Consider the following 25834-nt stretch of genomic DNA (forward strand, 5'->3'; position numbering starts at 1 on the left):
ATTTTTATAGGAAATAAAAAAATGAATCATACCTATCGCGTTGTATTCAACGAAAGCACAGGAACTTATGTTGCAGTGGCGGAAATCATGCCCGCCAAAGGCAAAAAATCACAATCCACCAAAACCGTAATTGCGGCAGCCATTGCCGCATTGGGTGTGGGTGGCACCGCAGAAGCCGCACAGGTTGCCATTGGGGGAACAAACGCACAAACTTTGTTAACAAGTGCCTCCATTTCCACAACCAAGGATAGAACTTGGGTTACGGGGGTAACAATGGCTTGTACCACTACAAATGCGGGTGTTGTAAATACTTCTGCTGTTGATGTAGGCAATGCAGGCGATAATATTGCCATTGGCGCAGGTTCAAAAGCCTTTTACTCTGGTAATAGAGACCATGGAGGTATCGCCAATATTGCCATTGGTAGAAATGCCGATTCAACAGGTGGCGGTAGCAATGTAGACCATGTTTCTATTGCAATTGGTTCTAATGCTTCTGCGGTTAATTTAGGGGCTATCGCATTAGGTGGTAAAGCCTATTCAAATTCTTCACAAGGTATTGCCATTGGTGCAGATGCCAAGGTTGTGGGTGCGCAAAGTATTGCTTTGGGTGCCAATGTAGACGCATTCGGTAATTCATCTGTTGCCATTGGTGGCGATGATTTGGATATTGTTGCGCGTAATGGTACCGTTAATGGTGAATTTGCAAAGATTGCAGGTGAGGCTTTGGTACCTGCGGATTACACCCGAACCAATGCTTCTGGTCAGGCTTCTATGGCAATTGGTGTGGGAGCTGTTTCGCGTGGTGATTTAAGTACAGTAGTAGGTATGCGCGGTGCAGCTATTGGTTTGGCAAGCAGTGCTTTTGGTGTGGCTTCCAATGCGTCTGGTGCAGGTTCCGTTGCCATTGGTGCGGGTACCAAATCAAGTGGTGCGCAAGCCATTGGTATGGGTTCCAACATTACAGTTTCAGGTAATCATGCCATTGGTGTGGGTACCAGCGTAATTTCAAATCAAGCCAATACCACAGCCATTGGTCGTGGTACACGTGCCCAAGCTGCGGATTCAGTGGCTATCGGTACGGGTGCCAGTATTGGTAATTTGGGTTTTCAGTCCATTTTGATTGGTAAAGATGCCTCTTCCGTTTCAGAACGTGAAGTAATAATTGGTGAGGGTGCCCAAGGTAACTCAGGTAGCGGTGAGATTGGTGCAGGGCATATTTGGTATCGCAATCCTTATTCAACCGTTAAAACCCGTACTGATAGTGGTTTTTTGGTGGCTGCGGAGCGCGCAAACAGCAGCCAAACCATTTTTTCATCTGTGGTAGCCATTGGCAGTGATGCACAAGCCGAGGGGGGGGGCGTTGCCATTGGTGATGATGCTTATGTGAGTTCTCAAGGTGGGGGGCAAGGTGTGGCACGCAGCTTGGGTGTGGCAATTGGTGCCAATGCCCAGTCTATTGGTGGTGGTGTGGTAGTTGGTTCATCAGCCCAAACCGCCAACATCAATGCCGTGGCAGTAGGTCGCCAAGCAGTGGCATTGGGCAATGCCTCTCAAGCCTATGGCGTGGTAGCGTCTGCCATTGGTGAAGGCTCTTTGGCTATGGGTCAATCGGCAACGTCTTTGGGTAGACGTTCCATTGCCATTGGTATGTCTGAATCACCTGAACTCTACACCAACACCACCAATGTGTTTGCCAATGGTACCGATTCTATTGCCATGGGTTCGGTAGCTCGTGCAGAAAATACGCGTGATACCGCGATTGGTGCAGGTGCTCGTGCTAAGGGTATTGATGCGATTGCTATTGGTAGCAGTGCAAATTCAAGTGCTTTGGGTTCCATTGCAATTGGTGCTAATACTCAATTTAAGAAACCAACAGGCGGTGTTGTAGCTGTTGGTACAGGTTCTGCTGAAAATATGCCTTTAACGGTAGTGGGTTACAATGCCTCTACCCAATCGCGCTTTGGCGATGTGGTTGTGGGTTCGTGGGCAAAATCTGAAAATGCCAATTTTTCCATCAACCAAGCCACGGTAGTGGGTAATCGTGCTGTGGTATATGGCGACCAAGGTGTGGCTTTGGGTGCCGATACCCGTGCTTTGGGTAATTCATCGGTTGCCATTGGTGGTGATGATTTGGAAAAAGCATCAGCTGCTTTGGCTGATTTGTTGGGCGTGGCTGCTGATGATGTGAGTAAAAACTACAGCACATTCAGAAATGATGTTAATGCCAATTTAACGGCTTATTTGCCTGCTGTTGGTGCCAATGCAAAGGTTTATCCCAACACGGCTGCCATTGGCGATGCTTCGTTGGCAATCGGTACTGGTTCACAAACATTGGGCGTGGCTTCTAATGCCATCGGTGCCAATGCTTTGGCAAAAGGCTTGTCTTCAACCGCCATTGGTACAAAAGCACGCGCATGGGGTTCATCTTCTGTTGCAATGGGTACTGATACGAATGCCTCTGGCAAAAATGCTGTGGCAATCGGTCATGACGCTTTGGCGAGTGGTGAAAATTCAATTTCTATCGGCTTGGGCAACAATGTTACAGGCAATAACTCTGGTGCATTCGGCGACCCAAGTTTGGTAACAGGCGAAGGCTCTTACTCTATTGGTAACAACAACACCATTACCACCAACGATACTTTTGTGTTGGGTAGTGGCGTAAACCGTGGTCAAACCGATGTGGGCAATGTGTCCAAATCTTTGAACGGCACGGTTGGCAATTCCGTTTATTTGGGTAAAGACAGCGAAGCCACAGCAGGTAATGTTGTTGGTACAAAAGCCTTGAAATCCGACCAAACCGCAGGTACCACCACAACAGCAGGCGATAAAGGTACGGTAAGCAGTGCAACCGTGAAAGGCATTACTTATGGCGGCTTTGCGGGTGCAACCGCCAATGGTGTGGTAACAATCGGTGCTTCAGGCAGCGAACGCCGCTTGCAAAACGTGGCAGCAGGCGAAATTTCCGAAACTTCAACTGACGCGATTAACGGTTCGCAGCTTTACGCTGTGATGAAGGAAATGCCTGCTGTTGTGGCTGGCGACAACATTACTGTTGTTAAAGGCACCAATGCCACCACAGGTCAAGTGGAATACAAAGTCTCAGGTAAAAAAACAGGTGAAGCGGCAACAGATACCAATACCCAAGTTAGCGTTAATTCTACCGACAAAACCGTGAAAATCAGTCCAACTGCCAATGAAAATGGTACGACCAACTACGATTTGGCAGTGAATGTGGACGGCACCAGCATTGTGAAAAATGCCGATGGCAATTTGAGCGTTGCCACCACCACTTTGAACAACAACACCAATGGTAGCATTGCTGTACCCGAAACCCCTGCTGATGCAGGCAACCGTTTGGTGAATGGTACAACTGTTGCCAATGCCATCAATCAATCTGGCTTTACTTTGAGTGCCAATGGTAGCGGTGATTCTTTGGTAAACCCTGGTGAAACCGTTGATTTGAAAAACACCGATGGCAATATTGTCATCAGTAAAGGTGCAGACAACAACAATGTTACCTTTGGTTTAAACAACACAATTAAAGTGGGAGACAGCAGTGTCTCCACCAACAAACCCATTACCATCAATGGTACGACAGGTACCATCACAGGTTTGGCTCCCGTATTGCCAATCAACCCAACAACAAGCGGTACTGCGCCTGCCAATATTGTTCAAAATCAGGCAGCCAGCATGAGCGATGTGTTGAATGCAGGTTGGAATTTGCAAGAAAAAGGTCAAGCTAAGGACTTCGTGCGTCCATACGATACCGTTAATTTCATTGATGGCAATGGAGCTGCCGTAAATGTTACCACTGATGCAGAGGGTAAGGTTTCCAGCATCAAATATGACGTGGTGGTGGATAACAAAACCATTCAAATTAAAGACGGTAAATTGGTTGCAACAGGTACAACTCAGGCACCAACTGACAGCGATACGCAAGCCAGCGTGAGTGCTGGTAATGGTATTGTGGTAACCGATTCACGCAATGAAAATGGCACAACCAATTACAACGTGTCTGCCAACACCACCGTAACCACAACCGCAGCACCAACAGGTGCAGTAAGCGTTACCACAGGTGGCGACAACTTGGTTAATGGCACGACTTTGGCAAATGCCATCAATTCGGCTGCCTTTAACTTGACCACTGGCGGCAATACCACCACGACCGTTACTTCAAATGTGAGCGCGGGCGAAACCGTAACCATTTCAGGTGGCAAAGCAATTTCTGTATCACAGGCTGAAAACAATATTACCATCAATACTTTATACGATGATAAAACCGTTAAAGTTGATGAGCAGGGTAATTTGAAAGTCAATACAGGCAATACTTTAAATATTGATGACAGCACAGGTGCAATCAATGTTGCCAATACTACCCTGAAGGTAAATGCAGGTAGTCCAGTTGAAACCCCTGATACAACCAACGGCAGCAAATTCGTAAATGCTGGCGATTTGGCGAATACCTTGAACAACTTGGGCTTTAATGTTCAGGCTGCCGTGGGTGATGGCGGTAAAGCCAGTGATGTTACAGGTGCAGCGAAAACAGCCGTTAAAACAGGCGATACCGTAACCTTTAAAGCAGGTAAAAACATTGCCATTAAACAAGATGGTCAAAACTTTACCATTTCGGCAACCGTAGATGCCGCACCACCTCAAAATACCACTTTGAATGTAGCTGACGGTAAAGTAACAGGTACAGAACCTACTGGTGAAGGTGATAAACTGGTTAATGCCAGCACCGTAGGCGATGCCATCAACAACACAGGCTTTAAAGTAGCAGCCAACGGCACCACCAGCAAAGACAGTGCTGACAAAACAAAAGACAATATTGTCAATGCAGGCGATGTGTTGAACTTTGCCGATGGACAAGGCACCAAAGCCAATGTAACGGTAGATGGCAGCACAACAACTGTACGAATTGATTCGCCATTGGCGTATGTGAACAGCACAGCACCAACCGACACATCTAACCCAACCAATACCGTGAAGTTTGTGGGTTCAGATGCGGCAAAACCTGTGTCTGTACAAAACGTGAACAGTGGTGTGGGCAGCGTAACCAATTTGGATACCCCAGTTGGTGATGCAGCAAAATTAGAACCTGCTGACAAGAAAAAGATTGCAGAAGCGATTGACAAAGCCACTGGCAATACTTTAACCAACGCAGTGAACGTGGGCGATTTACAGGCAGCCGTAAGTGCAGCCAAAACCGAAGTGAAATCAGATGATGGCAGCATTACTGTAACCCCATCAACAAATGCAACCACAGGTGCGCCCGTTTATGACGTTAAAGTTGCCACCACCAATTTGGAAAACAATCCAAATGGCACCGTTAAAACACCAGAAGGCGAGGCAGGCAAACAATTTGTGAACGCCAGCACATTGGCAAATGTGATGAACAACATTTCGCACAATGTAACCATTGGTAAGGATGAGACTGACTTTAACAATCAAGCAGGTAAAGCAGACTTTGCGGTTAAAGCAGGCGAGACCTTGCAGTTCAACGCAGGTAAAAACCTGATTGTGAAACAAAATGGTAAAGAAATTACCTTTGCCACAGCCAATGATGTAACGTTCAACAACGTAACCAGCAACAACATCAATGTACCCACTGATACAGCAGACAGCCCGATTACCATTACCAAAAATGGTATCAGTGCAGGCGACAAGCCCATTACCAATGTAAGCAGCTCATTGCCAACGTACACAGATGCACCGCGTACTGGTTTGGTTAATTTGACCAATGCAACACCAAACAATGTTGCAACCGTAGGCGATTTGCAAAAAATGGGTTGGGTGGTTCAGTCAGACAAAACCACAGGCGACACAAGCAAAGAATTCAGCAATCAAGTTAAGAATGCTGATGTTGTGAAATTCGTTGGTACAGGTGCAGCTACTGTAAGCGCAAATACAACGGCAGATGGTACCAATGTCATCACAATTGATGTTGCCGAAGCCAAAGCAGGCTTAACCACAGGTAACATTACCGTTAATGATGGTACCAACCCAGCCCAACCTGCAGGTACCGTAAGTGGCGATACCACCAATGGTAAAGCTGCGTCTGTAGATGATGTGGTTAAAGCCGTTAATGAAAGTGGCTTTAAAGTAGCAGCCAACGGCACCACCAGCAAAGACCCCAAAGAACCAAGCAAAGACAATATTGTCAATGCAGGCGATGTGTTGAACTTTGCCAATGGACAAGGCACCAAAGCCAATGTAACGGTAGATGGCAATACTACAACTGTACGCATTGATTCGCCATTGGCGTATGTGAACAGCACAGCACCAACAGACACATCTAACCCAACCAATACCGTGAAGTTTGTGGGTTCAGATGCGGCTAAACCTGTGTCTGTACAAAACGTGAACAGTGGTGTGGGCAGCGTAACTAATTTGGATACCCCAGTTGGTGATGCAGCAAAATTAGAACCTGCTGACAAGAAAAAGATTGCAGAAGCGATTGACAACGCTGCTGGCAATACTTTAACCAACGCAGTGAACGTGGGCGATTTACAGGCAGCCGCAGCAGCAGCGAAGACTGAAGTGAAATCGCCAAATGAAACCATTGATGTGAAACCGACCACAGGCGACAACGGTCAAACCATTTACAACGTGGAAGTGGCGAACACCACCTTGACCGTATCCAACGGTACAAGCAGCACAGGTGCGCCTTCAGCTACGCCAGCAGGCAAAGTTGAAGCACCCAAAGCAGGCGATGAGAACAAATTCGTGAACGCCAATGATTTGGCAGACGTGATTAACAAAGCTGGCTTTAACGTGGATTCAGGCAAAGTAGGCAGCGGCATCAACACAGGTAACGCAACCGAGTTGGTGAACGCAGGCGATTTGGTGAAATTCATCGCAGGCGACAACATCAACATTGCCCAAAAAGGTTCTGAATTTACCTTTGCAACCAGCCATAATCCAACATTTGAAAACAATGTAACGATTGGCGGTGGCAAAGTAGATGAAAAAGGCAATCCTTTGGTGAAAGTAGGCGACAACTACTACAACCCAAGCGATGTTGAGAACGGTGTACCCAAAACAGGTGCAACGCCTGTAACGCCAGCAGCAGACAAAGCCGCACCATCTGTAACGTTCAAAGCAGAAGATGCGAAACCTGCAACCAATAATGCCAAAGACAGCGAACCCTCAACGGCTTTGAACATCACATCAGCCGATGGCAAACCCACGCAAATCACAGGCGTAGGTTCCAGCCTGAATACCACTACTGTACCAACGAATCCTGTTGGCACAAGCCCTGTTACGCCTGTGAATCAGTCTTTGGTTGATTTGACAAGCAGTACATTGAACCCCAATGCAGTAGCCACAGTAGGCGATTTGCAAAATATGGGCTGGGTGGTAAGCACCGCTACGGGCGAATACAAAGATGTGGTGAAAAACGCCAATGAAGTTCAATTTATTGGTGATGGATTGGCAACGGTAACAGGTGTAACTGAAGGCAATATTCGCAAAATCAAGATTGATGTGAAGACTGCAGAAGAAGCGCAATTGCCAGTGGTGTACACCAATGTTGAGGGTGAGAAGATTGTCAAAGCAGATGGCAAATTCTACAAAGCTACAGATGTGACCAAAGATGCAGCGACAGGTAAAAATGTGCCTAATAAAGATGCAGAAGAGGTGGCAGCAGGCGATGTGATTGCGTCCATGAACACGGCTGACAACAGCAGCACCAGACCGATGAATTTGAGCAATGTCAAAGGCAATTTGGCACCGACTTACAATTCAGGCGACAACATCATCGGTACAGATGGCAAACCCACTGACACAGCAGCAGTTCCTGCCAATGTGAGCAAGTCTGCCAAAGCACCAGCCCCAGCAGATGTGAAAGCGATGTACAACAACGCTGCCACAGTAGGCGATGTGTTGAATGCAGGCTGGAACATTCAAGGCAATGGTGAAGCCAAAGACTTCGTGAAACCATACGACACCGTGAACTTTGTGAACGGCACAGGCACAACTGCCAAAGTTGATGTCAATACAGAAGGTACAATTGCCAATGTGACATACAGTGTGAACGTTGATGGTTCTACCGTTATTGTGAACAAAGATGGTAAGTTGCAAGCCGTTAGCTCTGCGCCAGAAATGGGCAGCACCGATGCAGAAAAAGGTAAGGCAGTCGTTGGTGAATCTGAGATTTACACAGAACAAGGTACCAACGAACGCTTGACCAAGCAGCCTGATGGCAAGTTCACCAAAGTGGACGGCACAGAAGTGTTGGCGGATAACGTAGTGACTGAAAAAGTAAGTGATGAAGGTAAGGCAGCCAATGTGGGCGACATCGTTGAAACCATCAACAAAACAGGTTTCAACTTGAGTGCCAACAATGCCAACGAAACCTTGGTGAATCCAGGTGAGAAAGTGGATTTCGTCAATGGTAACGGCACAACTGTAACCTTGACTACGGATGACGAAGGCAACAGCAGCATTAAAGTGGACAGTCCAATCGCTTATGTGAATAAGGACAAGCCAGAAGACGTATCCACACCAAGCAATACATCTAAATTTGTGGGTGCAGAACCTGTACAAGTTCAGAATGTGGCAAGTGGTGTACGCGATACCGTGAATGCCAAAGACCCAGCACAACCCACAGGTGCAGAAATCGCCAAAGCAATTGAAAACGCGAGCGCACCAAACTTGACCAATGCGGTTAATGTGGGCGATTTGCAGGCAGTATTGAATGCGTCCAAAACCGTAGTGGATTCAAGCGACAAGAGCATTGTTGTAACACCAGATGTGAACGAAACCACAGGTGCGACCACTTATGACGTAAAAGTGGCGAACACGACCTTGACCGTATCCAACGGTACAAGCAGCACAGGTGCGCCTTCAGCTACGCCAGCAGGCAAAGTTGAAGAACCCAGCAAAGACAATGCAAATAAATTTGTGAATGCTGGCGATTTGGCAAAAGTGATTAATGAAGCTGGCTTTAACGTGGATTCAGGCAAAGTAGGCAGCGGCATCAATACAGGTAACGCAACCGAGTTGGTGAACGCAGGCGATTTGGTGAAATTCATCGCAGGCGACAACATCAACATTGCCCAAAAAGGTTCTGAATTTACCTTTGCAACCAGCCATAATCCAACATTTGAAAACAATGTAACGATTGGTGGTGGCAAAGTAGATGAAAAAGGCAATCCTTTGGTGAAAGTAGGCGACAACTACTACAACCCAAGCGATGTTGAGAACGGTGTACCCAAAACAGGTGCAACGCCTATAACGCCAGCAGCAGACAAAGCCGCACCATCTGTAACGTTCAAAGCAGAAGATGCGAAACCTGCAACCAATAATGCCAAAGACAGCGTACCCTCAACGGCTTTGAACATCACATCAGCCGATGGCAAACCCACGCAAATCACAGGTGTAGGTTCCAGCCTGAATGTAACGCCAGTAGAAACCAACCCATTGACAACCACGACCACAGGCAAAGTACCTGCGAACTTGGTTGATTTGGTTGGCAGCGAAGACGCGCCTGTAAACAGCAATGCAGTAGCCACAGTAGGCGATTTGCAAAATATGGGCTGGGTGGTGAGCACCACTACGGGCGAATACAAAGATGTGGTGAAAAACGCCAATGAAGTGAAATTCATCGGCACAGGTGGCGCAACCGTAACAGGCAAAACAAATGCAGAAGGTGTTCGTGAAATCACAATTGATGTCCAAGCACCCGAAGCAGCACAATTGCCCGTGGTGTACACCAATGCAGCAGGCGATAAAGTTGCCAAAGGCGATGACGGTAAGTTCTACAAAGCAGCAGATTTGACCGATGGCAAACCCAATGATGGTGCGAAAGAAGTACCCGCATCTGATGTGATTGCGTCCATGAACACGGCAGACAACAGCAGCACCAAACCGATGAATTTGAGCAATGTCAAAGGCAATTTGGCACCGACTTACAATTCAGGCGACAACATCATTGAAGGTGGCAAACCCACTGACACAGCAGCAGTTCCTGCCAATGTGAGCAAGTCTGCCGAAGCACCAGCCCCAGCAGATGTGAAAGCGATGTACAACAATGCCGCCACAGTAGGCGATGTGTTGAATGCAGGCTGGAACATTCAAGGTAATGGTGAAGCCAAAGACTTCGTGAAACCATACGATACCGTGAACTTTGTGAACGGCACAGGCACAACTGCGGTTGTGACCACCAACGATGAGGGTAACGTGACCAGCGTAACCTTCAACAGCGCGTTGGCATACGTTGATGGCAATGGCAACACGACCACAGAGGGTAAACCCAATACACCGACCAATGTCGTGAAGTTTGTGGGTGCAGATGAGGCTAAACCTGTGTCTGTACAAAACGTGAACAGCGGTGTGGGCAGCGTAACCAATTTGGATACCCCAGTTGGCGATAAAGCAACCTTAACAGCAGAAAACAAAAAAGCGATTGCCGATGCGATTGGCAATGCCAATGGCAGCACATTGAGCAATGCAGCCAATATTGGTGACGTTCAGGCAGCCGCAGCAGCCGCGAAGACGGAAGTGAAATCGCCAAATGAAACCATTGATGTGAAATCGACCACAGGCGACAATGGTCAAACCATTTACAACGTGGAAGTGGCGAACACCACCTTGACCGTATCCAACGGTACAGGCAGCACCCCAGCAGGCAAAGTGGAAGCACCCAAAGCAGGCGATGAGAACAAATTCGTGAACGCCAAAGACTTGGCAGACGCGATTAACAACGCAGGCTTTACTGTAAGTGCCAATGGTGCAAACGGCAGCGTGGTGAACGCAGGCGAAGTGGTTGATTTGAACAACACCGATGGCAACATTGTCATCAGCAAAGCGTCAGACAACAACAACGTGAGCTTCAACTTGGCAGACACTGTGAAGATTGGTGGTAACAGCAATGCAAGCAACCCAATTACCATCAACAGCACAACAGGTAAGATTGACGGTTTGGTAGGCAACCTGCCTGATACCTTCAACAACGATGTGTACAACACAGCGAAAGCCCCTGTAACGACCAACGCCAGCTTGCCAGACAACTTGAATGTGAAGAATGCCGCTACCGTAGGCGACATCTTGAATTCAGGCTGGAACGTACAAGAAAATGGTGCAGCCAGAGACTTCGTGAAAGCCTACGACACCGTGAACTTTGTGAACGGCTCAGGCACCATCGCGAATGTATCGGTTAATGCAAATGGTACCATTGCCAACGTGAGCTACAACGCTGATGTAGATGGCACAACCGTGATTGTGAACAAAGATGGCAAATTGCAAGCCATCAGCGCAGCACCTATAATGGGCAACACCGATGCAGAAAACGGCAAAGCCACAGTGGGTACTTCGCCTGAATACACCGATGAAAAAGGCGACATTTTGACCAAACGTCCAGATGGCACGTTTGTGAAAGTGGACGGCACCGTAGTGGACGCTGCCAATGTAACCACAACCAATAAGAGCGATGCACCACGCGTTGCCAATGTGGGCGACATTGTTGAAACCATCAACAAAACAGGCTTTAACATGAGTGCCAACAATGCCAACAGCACTTTGGTGAACCCAGGCGAAACCGTGAACTTTGTGAACGGTAACGGCACAAGCGTGAGCTTGAGCACCGATGCCAATGGCACAAGCACCATTAAAGTGGACAGCCCGATTGCGTATGTGAATGCCAATAAGGACGACACTTCTACGCCAAGCAACACTTCAACGTTTGTGGGCGCAGAACCTGTACAAGTTCAAAATGTGGCAAGTGGCGTACGCGCAGAAAGCAAAGTTCCTGCTGCCAATGTAAGCAACCCAACCGCAGGCGATAAGAAAGCCATTGCCAATGCGATTGGCAACGTCACAGGTGCGACCTTGACCAACGTAGCCAATATTGGCGATGTTCAGGCAGCCGCAGCAGCCGCGAAGACAGAAGTAACATCAGCCAATGGCACGATTGCGGTAAGCAACAGCACAGGTGCAAATGGTCAAACCATTTACAACGTGGAAGTGGCGAACACCACCTTGACCGTATCCAACGGTACAGGCAGCACCCCAGCAGGCAAAGTGGAAGCACCCAAAGCAGGCGATGAGAACAAATTCGTGAACGCCAAAGACTTGGCAGACGCGATTAACAACGCAGGCTTTACCGTAAGTGCCAATGGTGCAAACGGCAGCGTGGTGAACGCAGGCGAAGTGGTTGATTTGAACAACACCGATGGCAACATTGTCATCAGCAAAGCGTCAGACAACAACAACGTGAGCTTCAACTTGGCAGACACTGTGAAGATTGGTGGTAACAGCAATGCAAGCAACCCAATTACCATCAACAGCACAACAGGTAAGATTGACGGTTTGGTAGGCAACCTGCCTGATACCTTCAACAACGATGTGTACAACACAGCGAAAGCCCCTGTAACAACCAACGCCAGCTTGCCAGATAACTTGAATGTGAAGAATGCCGCTACCGTAGGCGACATCTTGAATTCAGGCTGGAACGTACAAGGTAATGGTGCAGCCAAAGACTTTGTGAAAGCCTACGACACCGTGAACTTCGTGAACGGCACAGGCACGACCGCAGTGGTTGAAACCGACAAAGACGGCAAAGTAACCAATGTTACCTTCAACGTGAATTCACAAGCGTTGAACAACAACAGCCAACAACCTGTTGTGTACACCTTGCAAGACGGCACACGCGTTTACCCAAGTCCAAAAGGCGATGGCACATTTACCAAAGAGCCTAATGGCGAAGGCGATGTGATTGACCCACGCGCAACCGATGCACCGAAAATCATCGCGTCCATGAACAGCGCGGGCAACAACACCACCGCACCAACCGTTTTGGCAAACGTGAACGGTAACTTGGCACCCACTTACAATGCAGGCGACAACATCATCGGTACAGATGGCAAGCCAACTGACACCGCAGCAGTTCCTGCCAATGTGAGCAAGTCTGCCGAGGCACCAGCACCGAAAGATGTGAAAGCGATGTACAACAACGCCGCCACAGTAGGCGACGTGTTGAATGCAGGCTGGAACATTCAAGGCAATGGTGAAGCCAAAGACTTCGTGAAACCATACGACACCGTGAACTTTGTAAACGGCACAGGCACAACTGCGGTTGTGACCACCGATGAAGAAGGCAAAGCGACCAGCGTAACCTTCAACAGCGCGTTGGCATACGTTGATGGCAATGGCAACACGACCACAGCCGATGGCAAACCCAATGCACCAACCAACACAGTAAGTTTGGTAGGCGGTAACACTTCTGCACCTGTAACCATTATTGGTGCAACAAGTGGCTTGACCCCAACACCTGTTACCACTATGCCATTGGGCAATACAGGTGCGCCAGTGAATAACAGCCTGATTAACTTCAACAACTTGCCAACACCAGTAGCGGATAATACCGTGGCAACTGTGGGCGATTTGCGCAACTTGGGTTGGGTGGTATCTGCCAAAGGCAATAACTACTCTGACGCTGTGAAATCGTCTAACGAAGTGGAATTTGTGGGCGAAAATGGTGTGAGCGTAACGGGTATGACCAAAGACGGTAAACGCATCATTACCATTCAAGGTGTAACCCAAGCGATGTCTGTGAACACCACAGGTCAAGCACAATTGGGTAACGTAACGGGTGCCAATGTTTCAGGCAGCCCAGCAGGTAACACGACTGCGCCAAGCACCGCCCCAAGCAATGCAGGCACAACCTTGGCAACAGCCCAAGATGTGGTGAACACCATCAACAACGTAAGCTGGAACTCCACAACTGCGGTTGCACCAAACAGCACAGGCGTAGCCAACACAACAGGCGACACTTCTGTTAAGGCAGGCGACACCATGACCTTTACCGCAGGCAACAACATGAACTTGACGCAAGACGGTAAGAACTTGACCATTGCCACCAAAGACAATGTAACGTTCAACACCATGAATGCGACCAACGTGAATGTTGCACCACAAGGTAATTTGACTGTGGGTGGTAACGCTACTGTTGATGTGGGTGGTAACAAAATCCTGAATGTTGCCAATGGCAATTTGAGTGCGAATAGCACCGATGCGGTAAATGGCAGCCAGTTGTATCAAATCTACCAAGTGGTAGGTGGTAACAACCAAAATGTAACCACAACAAATGGTACACTTGTTCCTGTACAGAATGGCACTACGCCAAATGGCACAAATAATGCGACTGTTCCAAATGGTACAAGCACCATTAACACCGCGCTTGTGATACCTGCTAGCCCAAATAGCAACATCACGGTCATTAACGGTAACGTATCCAATACCCCTGTTTCCAACAACTATACGATGACAACGTATAACGTTGAAGGTCAGAAAAACTACATTACCAATAACGTGCTTGAAGCAATTGGTCGCATGAATGAACAAGGTATTCAGTTCTTCCACACCAATGACGGTACGGGTAAATTGCGTGCGATTCAAGGCGAAAATGACACGGATTCCAGCGCATCAGGCAAATGGGCGACCGCAATCGGCTCTCGTTCAGAAGCCGCAGGCGCACAAGCCATTGCAATGGGACGTGAAGCCAAAGCCTTGGGTCAAGACAGCATTGCAATTGGTACTGGCAACGTGGTAACGGGCAAAGGCTCGGGTGCAATTGGCGACCCATCATTGGTAACAGGTGATGCTTCGTACTCATTCGGTAACAACAACACCTTGGCATTTGATGACACCTTTGCAATTGGTAACAACATCAAGCAAACCCAAGCCAACTCCATCTTCTTGGGTAATGCAACGGGCTACTCTTATGCAACAGGTACCGATGAGAATTTGGTGAAAGCGGCTGATGAGCAAGTTTATGCTCTGGCAAAAGCTGCTGATACCGAAAGCACATTGAAGAATACCTATGAGTTGGCTGCCAAAGCGGTAACCGATTTGAACAATGCCACAGCAGAGAAAAAAGCTGAAGCCCAAGCCAAAGCTGACGCGCTGAAAGCAGATTGGGAAAAGGCACAAAAAGCCTTGGGAGACGCACAAACCAATGCCACTACCGCATTGGAAGCGTTGAAAGCCAATGAAGCGATTGCTGCTCAAAACAGCATTAACACCAGCACAGGTCGCACAGCAGGCATTTCTGCTAACCTGACATCGCAAAACGTGGTTGGTTTGACCGAAGCCAACAAGTTTGCAGGTGGCGACCAAGTTAAGGGTGTGGTAAGCGTAGGTAGCGATACCGAAACACGCCGTATCCAAAACGTTGCCCCAGGCTTGTTGAGTGAGCAAAGCACGGACGCGATTAACGGTAGCCAGTTGTATGCAGTTGCAGGCAATCTGAACAACAAGATTGACTACAATGCAGCGCGTACTGTAACCGTAGATAAAGTTGCTCCAAATATGAAGGTTGATGAAAATGTTACAGGACCAATTACAGGCAATACCATTTTGTTTAGTGATGGTACTGGTTCAAGCGTAGTCAAAGGTTCGGCTAATGGTACTGTTGTTGTTAAAGTCAATACACCAATGGCTTACATGGAAGGTAATAAAAATAACTTTAATGTAACCACAGGTACGTATGATGGCAATGTTTCAGCACCAAGTAATACTGTTCGTATGGTAGGTGCAAGTACGCAAGTAGCAGGTCAATATGTTGAAGCACCTGTAAGCATTAGCAATGTAGACAGTGCTGTACGTGATGTGGCTGCTGAGGCTGGTCTTGATGTTAATAAACTGACACCAAGTCAGCGTCATGGCTTGATTATGAAACATGGTAACCAAGATGGTGTACGCAATAATGTGGTTAATGCTGGCGATTTGCACGCAGTTGGTAGTACTTTGACCCAACAAATCAATGATGTAGATAATTTGGCTTCGGCAGGTGTGGCAGCCGCCATGGCAACCGCAGGCTTACCACAAGTTTACTTGCCAGGTAAGAGCATGGTAGCCGTTGCAGGCAGCACCTATCGCGGTAAACAAGGTTATGCCGTGGGCTTCTCTGCCATTACCGATGGCGGTAACTGGATTGTGAAAGGCTCTGTGAGCGGACACAGCAAAGGCAAATTCGGTGCAACCGTAGGCGCTGGCTATCAGTGGTAACATCAACCTTTCAGGCAGCCTGAACCATTCAGGCAGGCTGCCTGAAAGCAAATTTAAGGAATCAAATCAATGATTAAAACCAAATTGAAACAATGGACACTGATGGCATTGGCAGCCGCCTTGGTCAGCAGTTATGGAGTGGCAGGCACCAAAGTCAATAGCGATGGCACCGCCGATGAATTGGTGTGGCCCAATCCACGCAGCACGTCTTTCAACAAAGACCGTGGCACTTTCCCCAATATGGAAAACCTGAAAAACATTCGCAGTGGTATGTCCAAAGACATGTTGTATAACCTGATTGGTCGCCCACAATTTAGCGAAGGTTTCCGTGTGCGTGAGTGGGATTATCTGTTCCATTTCAACACCCCTGGTCAAGGCACCGAAGGCGTAACCACTTGTCAATACAAGATTTTGTTTGACAACCAAAAGTTTGCGCGTACCTTTCATTGGAAAGCGGTGGACCCTGTGAATGCGGCTTGCCCACCTGAAATTGCCAAACCCACACCTGAAATTCCACCTGCACCACAACGCTTTACCCTGTCGGCTGACGCATTGTTTGCGTTTGACAAGGGCGATGAGGCAAACATGAACGACCGTGGTAAAGCAGAATTGGACGCTTTGGCAGCACAATTGCGCGCCTTCCCACGTCTTGACCACATTCGCATTACAGGTCATACTGACTTGATGGGCAGCGACCACTACAATATGCTGTTGTCGCAACAACGTGCTGAAACCGTTCGCCGCTACTTGGCTGAACGCGGCTTGCCACGCGCGATTATGTATGCTTATGGTGCTGGCGAAAGCCAACCTGTGAAACAGTGTGTGAACCATGGCAACCGCACCGAATACATCGCATGCTTGCAACCGAACCGCCGCGTTGAAATTGAAGTAAACGGCATTCACGCTGGCAGCGCAAACGGTCATACGGGTTTGCAGTTCAACTCTGATGGCACCATGCAACAACGCTAATCGCTTATCCTGAAAAACAAGCAGCCTGTTCCCAAAATTGGTGGGAACGGGCTGCTTTTGTTGCTTTCAGTTTGCTTTTTGAAAAAAATTTCTTAAAATTCAATATATGAAAATTTTGAAAAATCAAATTTTAGGCGTTTTGCAAAGGTTTTAGGCTACCTGAAAACCCTTTGTGAACAGGGATTTTTTATGCTCCACTTGTATCAATCCAATAAATTGGAATACCTTGCCGATTTAATGGTGCGTTTGCAAAGCCTGACGCCCTTGCAACACCCCATGGCTGCCGAAGAAATTGTGGTACAAAGCCAAGGTATGCGCCGTTTTATCAGTCAATATTTGGCAGAAAAACAAGGCATTGCCGCCAATTTGCGATTCAGCCTGCCTGCGGGTTTGAGCTGGCGACTCACGCGCGAAATGTTGCCCAACACCCCTGCGCTCAACCCTTTTTCCACGCCCGTGTTGCAATGGCGATTGCTGACGCTGTTTCAATCGCCCGAATTTGCCAGTGCGCCCCAGTTTCAGGCAGCCCACAACGCGCTACACAGCTATTTGCAAAATGGCGAATATGCCGCCTATCAGCTTGCCGCGCAACTGGCAGACGTGTTTGACCAATATTTGGTTTACCGCCCAAATTGGATTGAAGCGTGGGCAACAGGCAAACGCATTGCCCAGTTGGACGCAAAATCCGCCGCCGAACAAGATTGGCAAATGGCGTTGTGGCAATATTTGGACGATGGCAAGCAACAAACCGCCCACCGCGCCCAACTTTGGCACGATTTGATGCAAGAATTGGCGCAACCCAAAGTGCGGCTGCCTGAACGCTTTTTCGTGTTTGGCATAGCCACGCTTGCGCCGATGTATTTGGCTTTGCTCAAACAACTGGCGTTGCACAGCGAAGTGCATATTTTGGCGTTGAACCCCAGCGCGGAATATTGGGGCAATGTGATTGAACCCGCCCAAATTTTGCAGCACCAACATGATTTTGATTTGAGCCAACAGGGACACCCCTTGCTCGCCTCGTTGGGCAAACAAGGGCGCGATTTTTTCAATGATTTAACCGAAGCCGATATTCAACTGGATATTCCCGTTTTTGACGAAAATGCCGTTTCAGGCAGCCTGTTGCACAGCTTGCAATACCACATACAAACCCAAACGCTGCCTGAAATTGCCCATCAAGAACACGATTTTATGGCACAACACCAAGCCCATTTGCAAGAAAACGTGTTGCCCAAACAGCCCGAAATCGCCCAAATTTACCACAATAACATCAAAAAAATTGATGAAAATGCCGATTTAAATTCAGAAGACAAACGCATACAGCGCAACATCGCCCAATTTCGCGCCGACAACAGCATACAAATTCACAGCGCACACAGCCCATTGCGCGAATTGCAAATTTTGAAAGACCAACTTTTGCAGTTGCTCCACCAAAACCGCGATTGGCAACCACACGACATCGCCGTGCTGACCCCCCACATTGAACCCTACGCCCCTTTTATTGAAGCAGTGTTTGGCGAACACGGTGGCGGCACGCCTTTGCCATTTTGCCTTTCCGATGTGAAATTGTCGCGCCGCCAGCCGTTTTTGTATGCTTTGGAACAAATTTTGGGCTTGCTCGGCAGCCGCTTTGAAACCGACAAATTGCTCCCACTTTTGGACAGCGATTTGATTTTGCAAAAATTCAATCTGAACCGCGAAGATTTGCCCCTGTTGCACGACACCGTGGCGCAACTCAATATCCGTTGGGGTGCAGACCAGCAGCAACGCGCCCAATATGGTGATTCACATGCCCTGTTTACATGGCAACAAGGTTTGGAGCGGCTGATTTTGGGTTTCGTGCTGCCTGAAAATGCCCCCTTGTGGCAAGGCACCATGGCACACGCCAGTCGCCCAGATGATTTAAATGCTTTGAGTAATTTTGCCATTTTCATCAGAAAATTGAATGAAATTCGCCAACAATGGCAATCGCCTTGTCATATTGGCGGGTGGTGCGAGCGCATTCGCCATTTGCAAAGCGAATTGTTGCACATTCCCACCCAAGAACAACATGCCGTGCAACAGTTGGAACAAGCCCTTGCCGATTGGCTGGCTGAAAGCGCATTGGCGGATTTTCAGGCAGCCATCGGTGCCGACACCGCCATTCAGCACATTAATCGCTTTTTGTCCACGCAAAGTGAGGCGGGATTTTTGCGCGGTGGCATCACATTTTGCAGCATGGTGCCAATGCGTTCGCTGCCATTTAAGGTTTTGTGTTTAATCGGTTTGAACGATGGCGATTTTCCACGCACCACCAAGGCATCGAGCTTTGATTTGATTGCCAAACACACGCAAAAAGGCGACCGCGCTCGCCGCGATGACGACCGCTATTTGTTTTTGGAAGCGATTTTGTCGGCGCGTGAAGTTTTGTATTTGTCGTTTGTGGGCAAAGACATACGCACCGATGAAATGCGTGCGCCATCGGCATTGTTGAATGAATTGGGCGACACCATCGCGCATTTGGGCAACATTCCCACCAGCGATTTGATGCAAAATTGGGTGATTCAGCACCCTTTGCAGGCGTTTTCGCGGCAGTATTTTTCAGGCAGCCACGCGCTGTTCAGCAGTCGCCAAGATTATGCGGCGGCTTTGAATGTGCCTGCTCAAAAGTTGCTGCCTTTTATCAACAGGCTGCCTGAAAACCCCATATCATCAAATCATTTAATCATAGAACAAAAATCATTGATTCAATTTTGGCGCAACCCCGTTCGGCATTATTTGCGGCAACAGTTGGATTGGCAAGCCCCATATCATCAAAATCCATGGCAAAGTGAAGAACCGTTTATCCCCGACACGCCACGCCAGCTTGCCGATGCCTATGTGCAAGCGCGTCAAAAAGGGCAAGATTTTGAACAGTTGGCAAACGAATTGGCGGCAAAAAGCCTGTTGCCCACAGGCAAATTGGGCGAATTGGTGCGCCATGAATACGCCAGCAAAGCGGCATTGATTCGCAGCGATTTGATTCACAGCCCACGTCGCCCTGAACGCAAAGGCACTTTGCACACCGATTCAGGCAGCCTGAATTTTCGCCTGAACCACAATCACGAAATGGGGCAAATCATTTATGCCACGCAGTTTTTGCATCAAGGCAATGAACACGGGCGTTTGTTTGCCAGTGACAAAATTGAATTGCTGCTTTTGCACCTGATTTATTGCGCCACCACAGACGACACGCCACAAGCCACACACTTGATTCAATTAACAGAAACCACATCGCTGCCCCCCATTGACCGCTATGTGGCAAAGGACAATTTGGCACTTTGGCTTGCCGCGTATCAGGCAGGGCAGCTTGCGCCACAGCCGTTTTTTCCGCGCGTGAATTTGGCAGCCGCCAACGCGCTCTACACCGCCAGCAAACCCGAAAACGCCACATGGCAAAAAGCCATTGAAGCCGCCGCCAGCGTGTACCACACAGGTTTTAATGTGAATGGGCAGGACAATTATCCCGAAGTCAAATTGATTTATGGGCGCAACGATGAAGATGAATTGCCGTATTTGTTGCCCGCGTTTCGCGCTTTAACCGAAAATCTGTTTGCGCCATTGTCAGGCTGCCTGAAAGCCCTATCGGGGCAAGATGGGGCATAGAAAAGCAAAAGGCGGATACACAATCCGCCTTTTTTGTGATGATGATTTATTTTTTTGATGAAAATAACGCAATAACATCAAATTTTATCGTAATTGCGTTTCCGTTTGCCAATCAATGATGTCGCTGGGTTTTTTGCGATTGCCAATGCGACCGCGCACAATCAGCACTTGGCGACCAAACTGGCGTTGCACCTCACGCGCCGTTTTGCACGGACGCTGTTTGGCACGATTGCACGATGTGGACACCAAAGGCGTGTTCAACACCGCACACAAATGCCGCGCCAAAGCATGGTCTGGCACGCGCACTGCCAATTTATTGCGCCCTTTGCCGCGCAGCAAATGGGGCAGATGATTTTGTGCTGGCAAAACAAAGGTTTTTGGTGCAGCCCACACGCTGTTCAAATGATTTTGGGTGGACTGGGGCAGCGTTTGCAACAGGGGTTGCAGTTGTGCCAAATTTTGCCCAATCACAATTAAGCCTTTGTGTTGAGGGCGTTTTTTGATGTTGATGATGCGGCGTACCGCACGATAGTCGGTGGGCAAACAGCCCAAGCCATAACACGATTCGGTGGGGTAGGCGATTGCCCCACCCAAACGCAAATGTTGGCGCAAACGTTGCAGATTGTGGCAACTGATGATTCGCATAATTGGTTTTCCTTTTTTCAGGCTGCCTGAACATCAAATCCACCACACCCAACCATCTTTACGTTCGGGAATGGGATAATCTTGTTGGCAAATTTCCAAAACTTGTCTGTTTTTTCCTTGCCATTCGTTTAATGTTTTTTCTATTTCAGCCAACGAATTAGCAGCAATGCCAATACTGCGCTCGCTCTGCCAATTTGCCGATTTGTGATTGTGATGATGTTCGTGGACACGCCCATAACTGCATTGCAAACAAATCATGCGTGTGTTTTCCGTCCAATCTTCCGCGTCCAGATTGTGTTGATGACACAAATCCAGCAAAGCACCAACATCATCTGTACTTTCGCATTGCGTAAAAACGGTAAACGTTTGTTTGGGCGATGTTTGCCAACGTTCCAAGGCATTGAATACGCTGATTTCATTGCTGTTTTCATCGGTACGCGAGCCAGTCGGTGCGCCATCGTGCAAGACAATGTCGCCACAACGCCAACCGCTTTCAGGAAACGGCACATTCAAAATCACGGCACGAACAGGGTCAATTCGCTGTGCGTACACCGTTTCGCCCCAATCCCACGCATTCAAGCGGATAATTGTGATACCAAAATTTGCCATAATTTCGCCCGTTCCGTCTGGAATAGGCAATTTGCAAGCTGCCCACATTTGCCGTGCGCTTGCCCAATCGTGCAAGGCGGTCGCGGCAATGGCAGCATTCCAATGGTGGGCTTCGTCAAATTCATCGGCTAATTCAATCGCGCGTAAATTGGCGGACAAAGACGTTTGCCAATCCATGCGATTTTTCGCAACCAAGCCGCGCATATAATGAAAATTCGCCACATCAGGTCGGTGTCGGCACAATTTTTGGAAGTAAACGGTTGCGGTTGCCAACTGTCCAGCGTCAAAAGTGGCGTAGGCTTTTTGGTGGATTTTTTTGAGTTGTCGGAAGGTGGTGGACATATTTTTCCTTGTTTTGTGTTTTCAGGCAGCCTGAAAGCCAAAATCCCACTTTCAGGCTGCCTGAATACCGATTTTCAACTTACTTCAATTTATCCAATGCCACCTGAATTTTCGCCAATTTCTCTTGCAAATCAGCCAATTCCGCTTTATCTTTTTCCACCAAATGCGCGGGGGCTTTGTCCACATAGCCTGCTTTGGACAATTTCGCGTTCAGTTTTTCCAAAGCCTTGTTCAGCTTTTCGGCTTCCTTGTTCAGACGCGCGGTTTCGGCGGCTTTGTCCACTTCCACTTTCAGCATCAAACGCGCACCGTTGCAAATGGCAACAGGCGCATCTTCGTGTTCAGGCAGCGTGGCGACCGCTTGCACTTCGGTCAATTTTGCCAAGGCGGGCAAATACGCCAACAGTTCGCCCAAATCGTCTGCCGTTTCCACAAACAAGGGGGCTTTGATGTTGGGCGCGATGCCCATTTCGCCACGCAGATTGCGTACCGCGCCTGCCAAATCTTGCAAAGCAGACATTTTGCCAAAAGCGGCTTGGGTTTCGGTAATCGCGTTTTCGTCAAAAATGGGGAAGGGCGCAAGCACAATGCTGTCTGAAACTTTGCGCTCGCACATGGGCGCGATGGTTTGCCACAATTCTTCGGTGATAAACGGCATAATTGGGTGCAACAGGCGCAAGCTCACTTCCAATACGCGCAGTAAAGTGTGGCGTGTGGCGCGTTGGCGGCTGGCGCAACCGTTTTGTAATTGCACTTTTGCCAATTCCAAATACCAGTCGCAATAATCGTTCCAAATGAAGCTGTATAACAATTCTGCTGCCAAATCAAAACGATAAGTTTTATAGGCTTGGGTTACATCGCGTTCCACTTCGTTCAATCGCCCAATAATCCATTGGTCGGGGAAGGAATAGGCGCGTGGCTCGGTGGCAAATTCGCCATAGCCGCAGTCTTTGTCTTCCGTATTCATTAAGACGAAGTTGGTGGCGTTCCAAATTTTGTTGCAGAAATTGCGATAACCTTCGGCACGTTTGAAATCAAAATTGATGTTGCGACCCAAACTTGCGTAGCTTGCCATGGTGAAACGCAAAGCGTCCGCGCCCATGGCTGGAATGCCTTCGGGGAACAATTTTTCGGTGGCGGCGCGAACCTGTGGCGCGGTTTCGGGTTTGCGTAAGCCTGTGGTGCGTTTTTCCAAAAGTTGTGGTAAATCAATGCCATCAATCAAATCCACAGGGTCTATCACATTGCCTTCGGATTTGGACATTTTTTTGCCTTCGTGGTCGCGCACCATGCCGTGAATGTACACGGCTTTGAACGGCACTTTGCCTGTGAAGTGCATGGTCATGAACACCATACGCGCCACCCAGAAGAAAATAATCTCATAGCCCGTTACCAACACGCTGGACGGCAAAAAGGCTTTTAAATCATCGGTGTCTATGCCGTTGTCTGTCCAGCCCAATGTGGAAAATGGCACAAGGGCTGATGAAAACCATGTGTCCAACACGTCTGCATCGCGTTTCAAATTCAGGCTGCCTGAAAGTTTTTGTGCTTCTTCTTCGGTTTCGGCAACGTAAATGTTGCCCTGTTCATCGTACCACGCAGGAATTTGGTGTCCCCACCACAATTGACGCGAAATGCACCAATCGTCCAATTTCCGCATCCATTCGTTGTAGGTGTTAATCCAATTTTCAGGGATAAAGTGGATTTGTCCGCTTGCAAAGGCGTGTTGCGCTTTTTGTGCCAAACTCATGCCTTTGAACTCGGAATCGGGTTCGCCGCCGTTGGGCGTGGCGTGCATGTCCACAAACCATTGGTCGGTCAAAAGCGGTTCAATCACGCTGCCTGTGCGGTCGCCTTTGGGGGTCATGAGTTTATGTGGTTTGGTTTCAATGAGATAGCCTTGTGCTTGCAAATCGGCAACGATTTTTTTACGCGCTTCAAAGCGGTCAAGCCCAGCGTATTGTTCAGGCAGCCTGAAACCCTGTTGCGCCTCGTTGCGATAATCAAAAACTTGCGTTTCTGATAAAACTTTCGCCTCTAAATCAAAAATATTGATTAAAAGCGTGTCGTGGCGTTTGCCGACTTGGTAATCGTTGAAATCGTGTGCAGGCGTGATTTTCACGCAGCCTGAACCGAAATCTTTTTCCACATATTCATCGGCAATCACAGGAATTTCACGCCCCGTGAGCGGCAAAATCACTTTTTTGCCAATCCAATGCGCGTAACGCGCGTCTTCGGGGTGAACGGCAACCGCCACATCGCCCAACAGCGTTTCAGGGCGCGTGGTGGCAACGGTTAAGCCTTCGGACGGATTGTCGGCAAACGGATAGCGAATGTGCCACATAAAGCCATCGGTTTCCACGTTTTCCACTTCCAAATCGGAAACGGCTGTGCCGAGAACAGGGTCCCAGTTTACCAAGCGTTTACCGCGATAAATCAAGCCTTGTTGATGCAATTTCACAAACACTTTGGTAACGATGTTGGCGCGGGTTTCGTCCATGGTGAAATATTCGCGCGACCAGTCGGCAGAGCAACCCACGCGGCGCATTTGTTGGGTGATGGTGCCGCCAGATTGTTCTTTCCATTGCCACACTTTTGCCAAAAACGCCTCGCGCCCCAAATCATGACGCGAAATGTTTTGCGCGGCAAGTTGGCGTTCCACCACGATTTGTGTGGCAATGCCTGCGTGGTCGGTGCCGGGAATCCAAGCGGTGTTGCAGCCTTTCATGCGGTAATAGCGCGTCAAGCCGTCCATAATGGTTTGGTTGAAGGCGTGTCCCATGTGCAGCGTGCCTGTAACATTGGGAGGCGGCAGTTGAATGGAAAACGCGTCTTTTTGCGCGAAATTGGGCTGAAAATAGCCGTTTTGTTCCCAATTTTGGTAATGTTTTTGTTCAATTTCTGATGGGTTGTATTTGGGGAGCATTTTGCGTGTGTCCTGATGATTAAAATGATGAATTATAGCGGAGAAATGCGGTTTCAGGCTGCCTTTCACTACCCTGCAAAAAATGGATTTTGCCTTCGGCAACTTACTTTTTAAAAAAGTAAGCCAAATACCTTACAATAAATCCATTTTATTTATTAAAAGCAATATTTTGTTGCTTTCTGGCTGCCTTTCAGTACACGACATTTTTTGATATTGCCACAAACCTACCCCCTCCCCCTATGCAAGGGGGAGGGCTGGGGTGGGGGTTAGAAACGCAACGAGCCACCCCCACCCTAACCCTCCCCCGCCAGCAGGGGAGGGGACAGGTTGCAGGCAGCCTGAAAGATTTTTGTCGTGTACTGTAGGGGCTAATGACAATTCGTTTCGCGATTGTTTTTTCATCAAAATTGCCAACTTCTGCGTCAAAAATACGCGCCAATGGGTGGCATTGACGCGCATTTTTTCCTTGAATTTGACAGCGAAGCGGTGTTTGCCTGAAAAACCAACTTCGCGCCCAAATTGTCATTAGCCCCTATGGCTGCCTGAAAATATTATTTATGCACAAATCGTTGAGCATTCATTTATTTGGCTTACTTTTTTAAAAAGTAAGTTGCCGAAGGCAAAACTTTTATTTTGTCGTGCATTGTCAGGCTGAAACCTTTGCAAAACCTACTTTTAAACTGACGTAGGGGCGGATTTCATATCCGCCCTTCT

General features: G+C 48.3%; 6 protein-coding genes. 3 read left to right on the forward strand and 3 right to left on the reverse strand.

The genetic code is table 11. The annotated features are described in order from the left end of the window. Window positions 1–21 precede the first annotated feature (21 nt). The 3 genes from H3L97_RS03100 (at window position 22) to recC (ending at window position 20598) form a co-directional block, all read left to right on the forward strand. Window positions 22–16008, forward strand: coding sequence for a YadA-like family protein (locus H3L97_RS03100; RefSeq protein ID WP_182073089.1), 15987 nt, complete (start codon window positions 22–24; stop codon window positions 16006–16008). A gap of 69 nt (window positions 16009–16077) precedes the next feature. Then, complete coding sequence (locus H3L97_RS03105) at window positions 16078–16977, forward strand: OmpA family protein (RefSeq protein ID WP_097114390.1); 900 nt, start codon at window positions 16078–16080, stop codon at window positions 16975–16977. A gap of 189 nt (window positions 16978–17166) precedes the next feature. Beyond that, entirely contained in the window at window positions 17167–20598 is a 3432-nt protein-coding gene (gene recC / locus H3L97_RS03110; RefSeq protein ID WP_097114391.1) for an exodeoxyribonuclease V subunit gamma, read from the forward strand. A gap of 84 nt (window positions 20599–20682) precedes the next feature. Here the strand turns inward: recC and tsaC are convergent, their stop codons facing one another. The 3 genes from tsaC to H3L97_RS03125 all read right to left on the reverse strand — a co-directional run bounded on the left by tsaC (window position 20683) and on the right by H3L97_RS03125 (window position 25120). Then, window positions 20683–21243, reverse strand: a complete 561-nt coding sequence (gene tsaC / locus H3L97_RS03115) for an L-threonylcarbamoyladenylate synthase type 1 TsaC (RefSeq protein WP_097114392.1) — start codon at window positions 21241–21243, stop codon at window positions 20683–20685. Window positions 21244–21276: 33 nt separating this feature from the next. Next, on the reverse strand, window positions 21277–22194 hold the full coding sequence (locus H3L97_RS03120) for a tetratricopeptide repeat protein (protein ID WP_097114393.1): 918 nt from the start codon (window positions 22192–22194) through the stop codon (window positions 21277–21279). Window positions 22195–22273: 79 nt separating this feature from the next. After that, entirely contained in the window at window positions 22274–25120 is a 2847-nt protein-coding gene (locus H3L97_RS03125) for a valine--tRNA ligase (RefSeq protein WP_097114394.1), read from the reverse strand. Window positions 25121–25834 lie beyond the last annotated feature (714 nt).

The organism is Alysiella filiformis, from assembly GCF_014054525.1.
Taxonomy (GTDB): Bacteria; Pseudomonadota; Gammaproteobacteria; order Burkholderiales; family Neisseriaceae; genus Simonsiella; species Simonsiella filiformis.

Excerpts from the sequence above, each read along its gene's own strand:
- H3L97_RS03105 (WP_097114390.1), top strand. The coding sequence starts at position 16,078 with ATGATTAAAACCAAATTGAAACAATGGACACTGATGGCATTGGCAGCC.
- H3L97_RS03120 (WP_097114393.1), bottom strand. The coding sequence starts at position 22,194 with ATGTCCACCACCTTCCGACAACTCAAAAAAATCCACCAAAAAGCCTAC.
- recC (WP_097114391.1), top strand. The coding sequence starts at position 17,167 with ATGCTCCACTTGTATCAATCCAATAAATTGGAATACCTTGCCGATTTA.
- H3L97_RS03100 (WP_182073089.1), top strand. The coding sequence starts at position 22 with ATGAATCATACCTATCGCGTTGTATTCAACGAAAGCACAGGAACTTAT.
- tsaC (WP_097114392.1), bottom strand. The coding sequence starts at position 21,243 with ATGCGAATCATCAGTTGCCACAATCTGCAACGTTTGCGCCAACATTTG.
- H3L97_RS03125 (WP_097114394.1), bottom strand. The coding sequence starts at position 25,120 with ATGCTCCCCAAATACAACCCATCAGAAATTGAACAAAAACATTACCAA.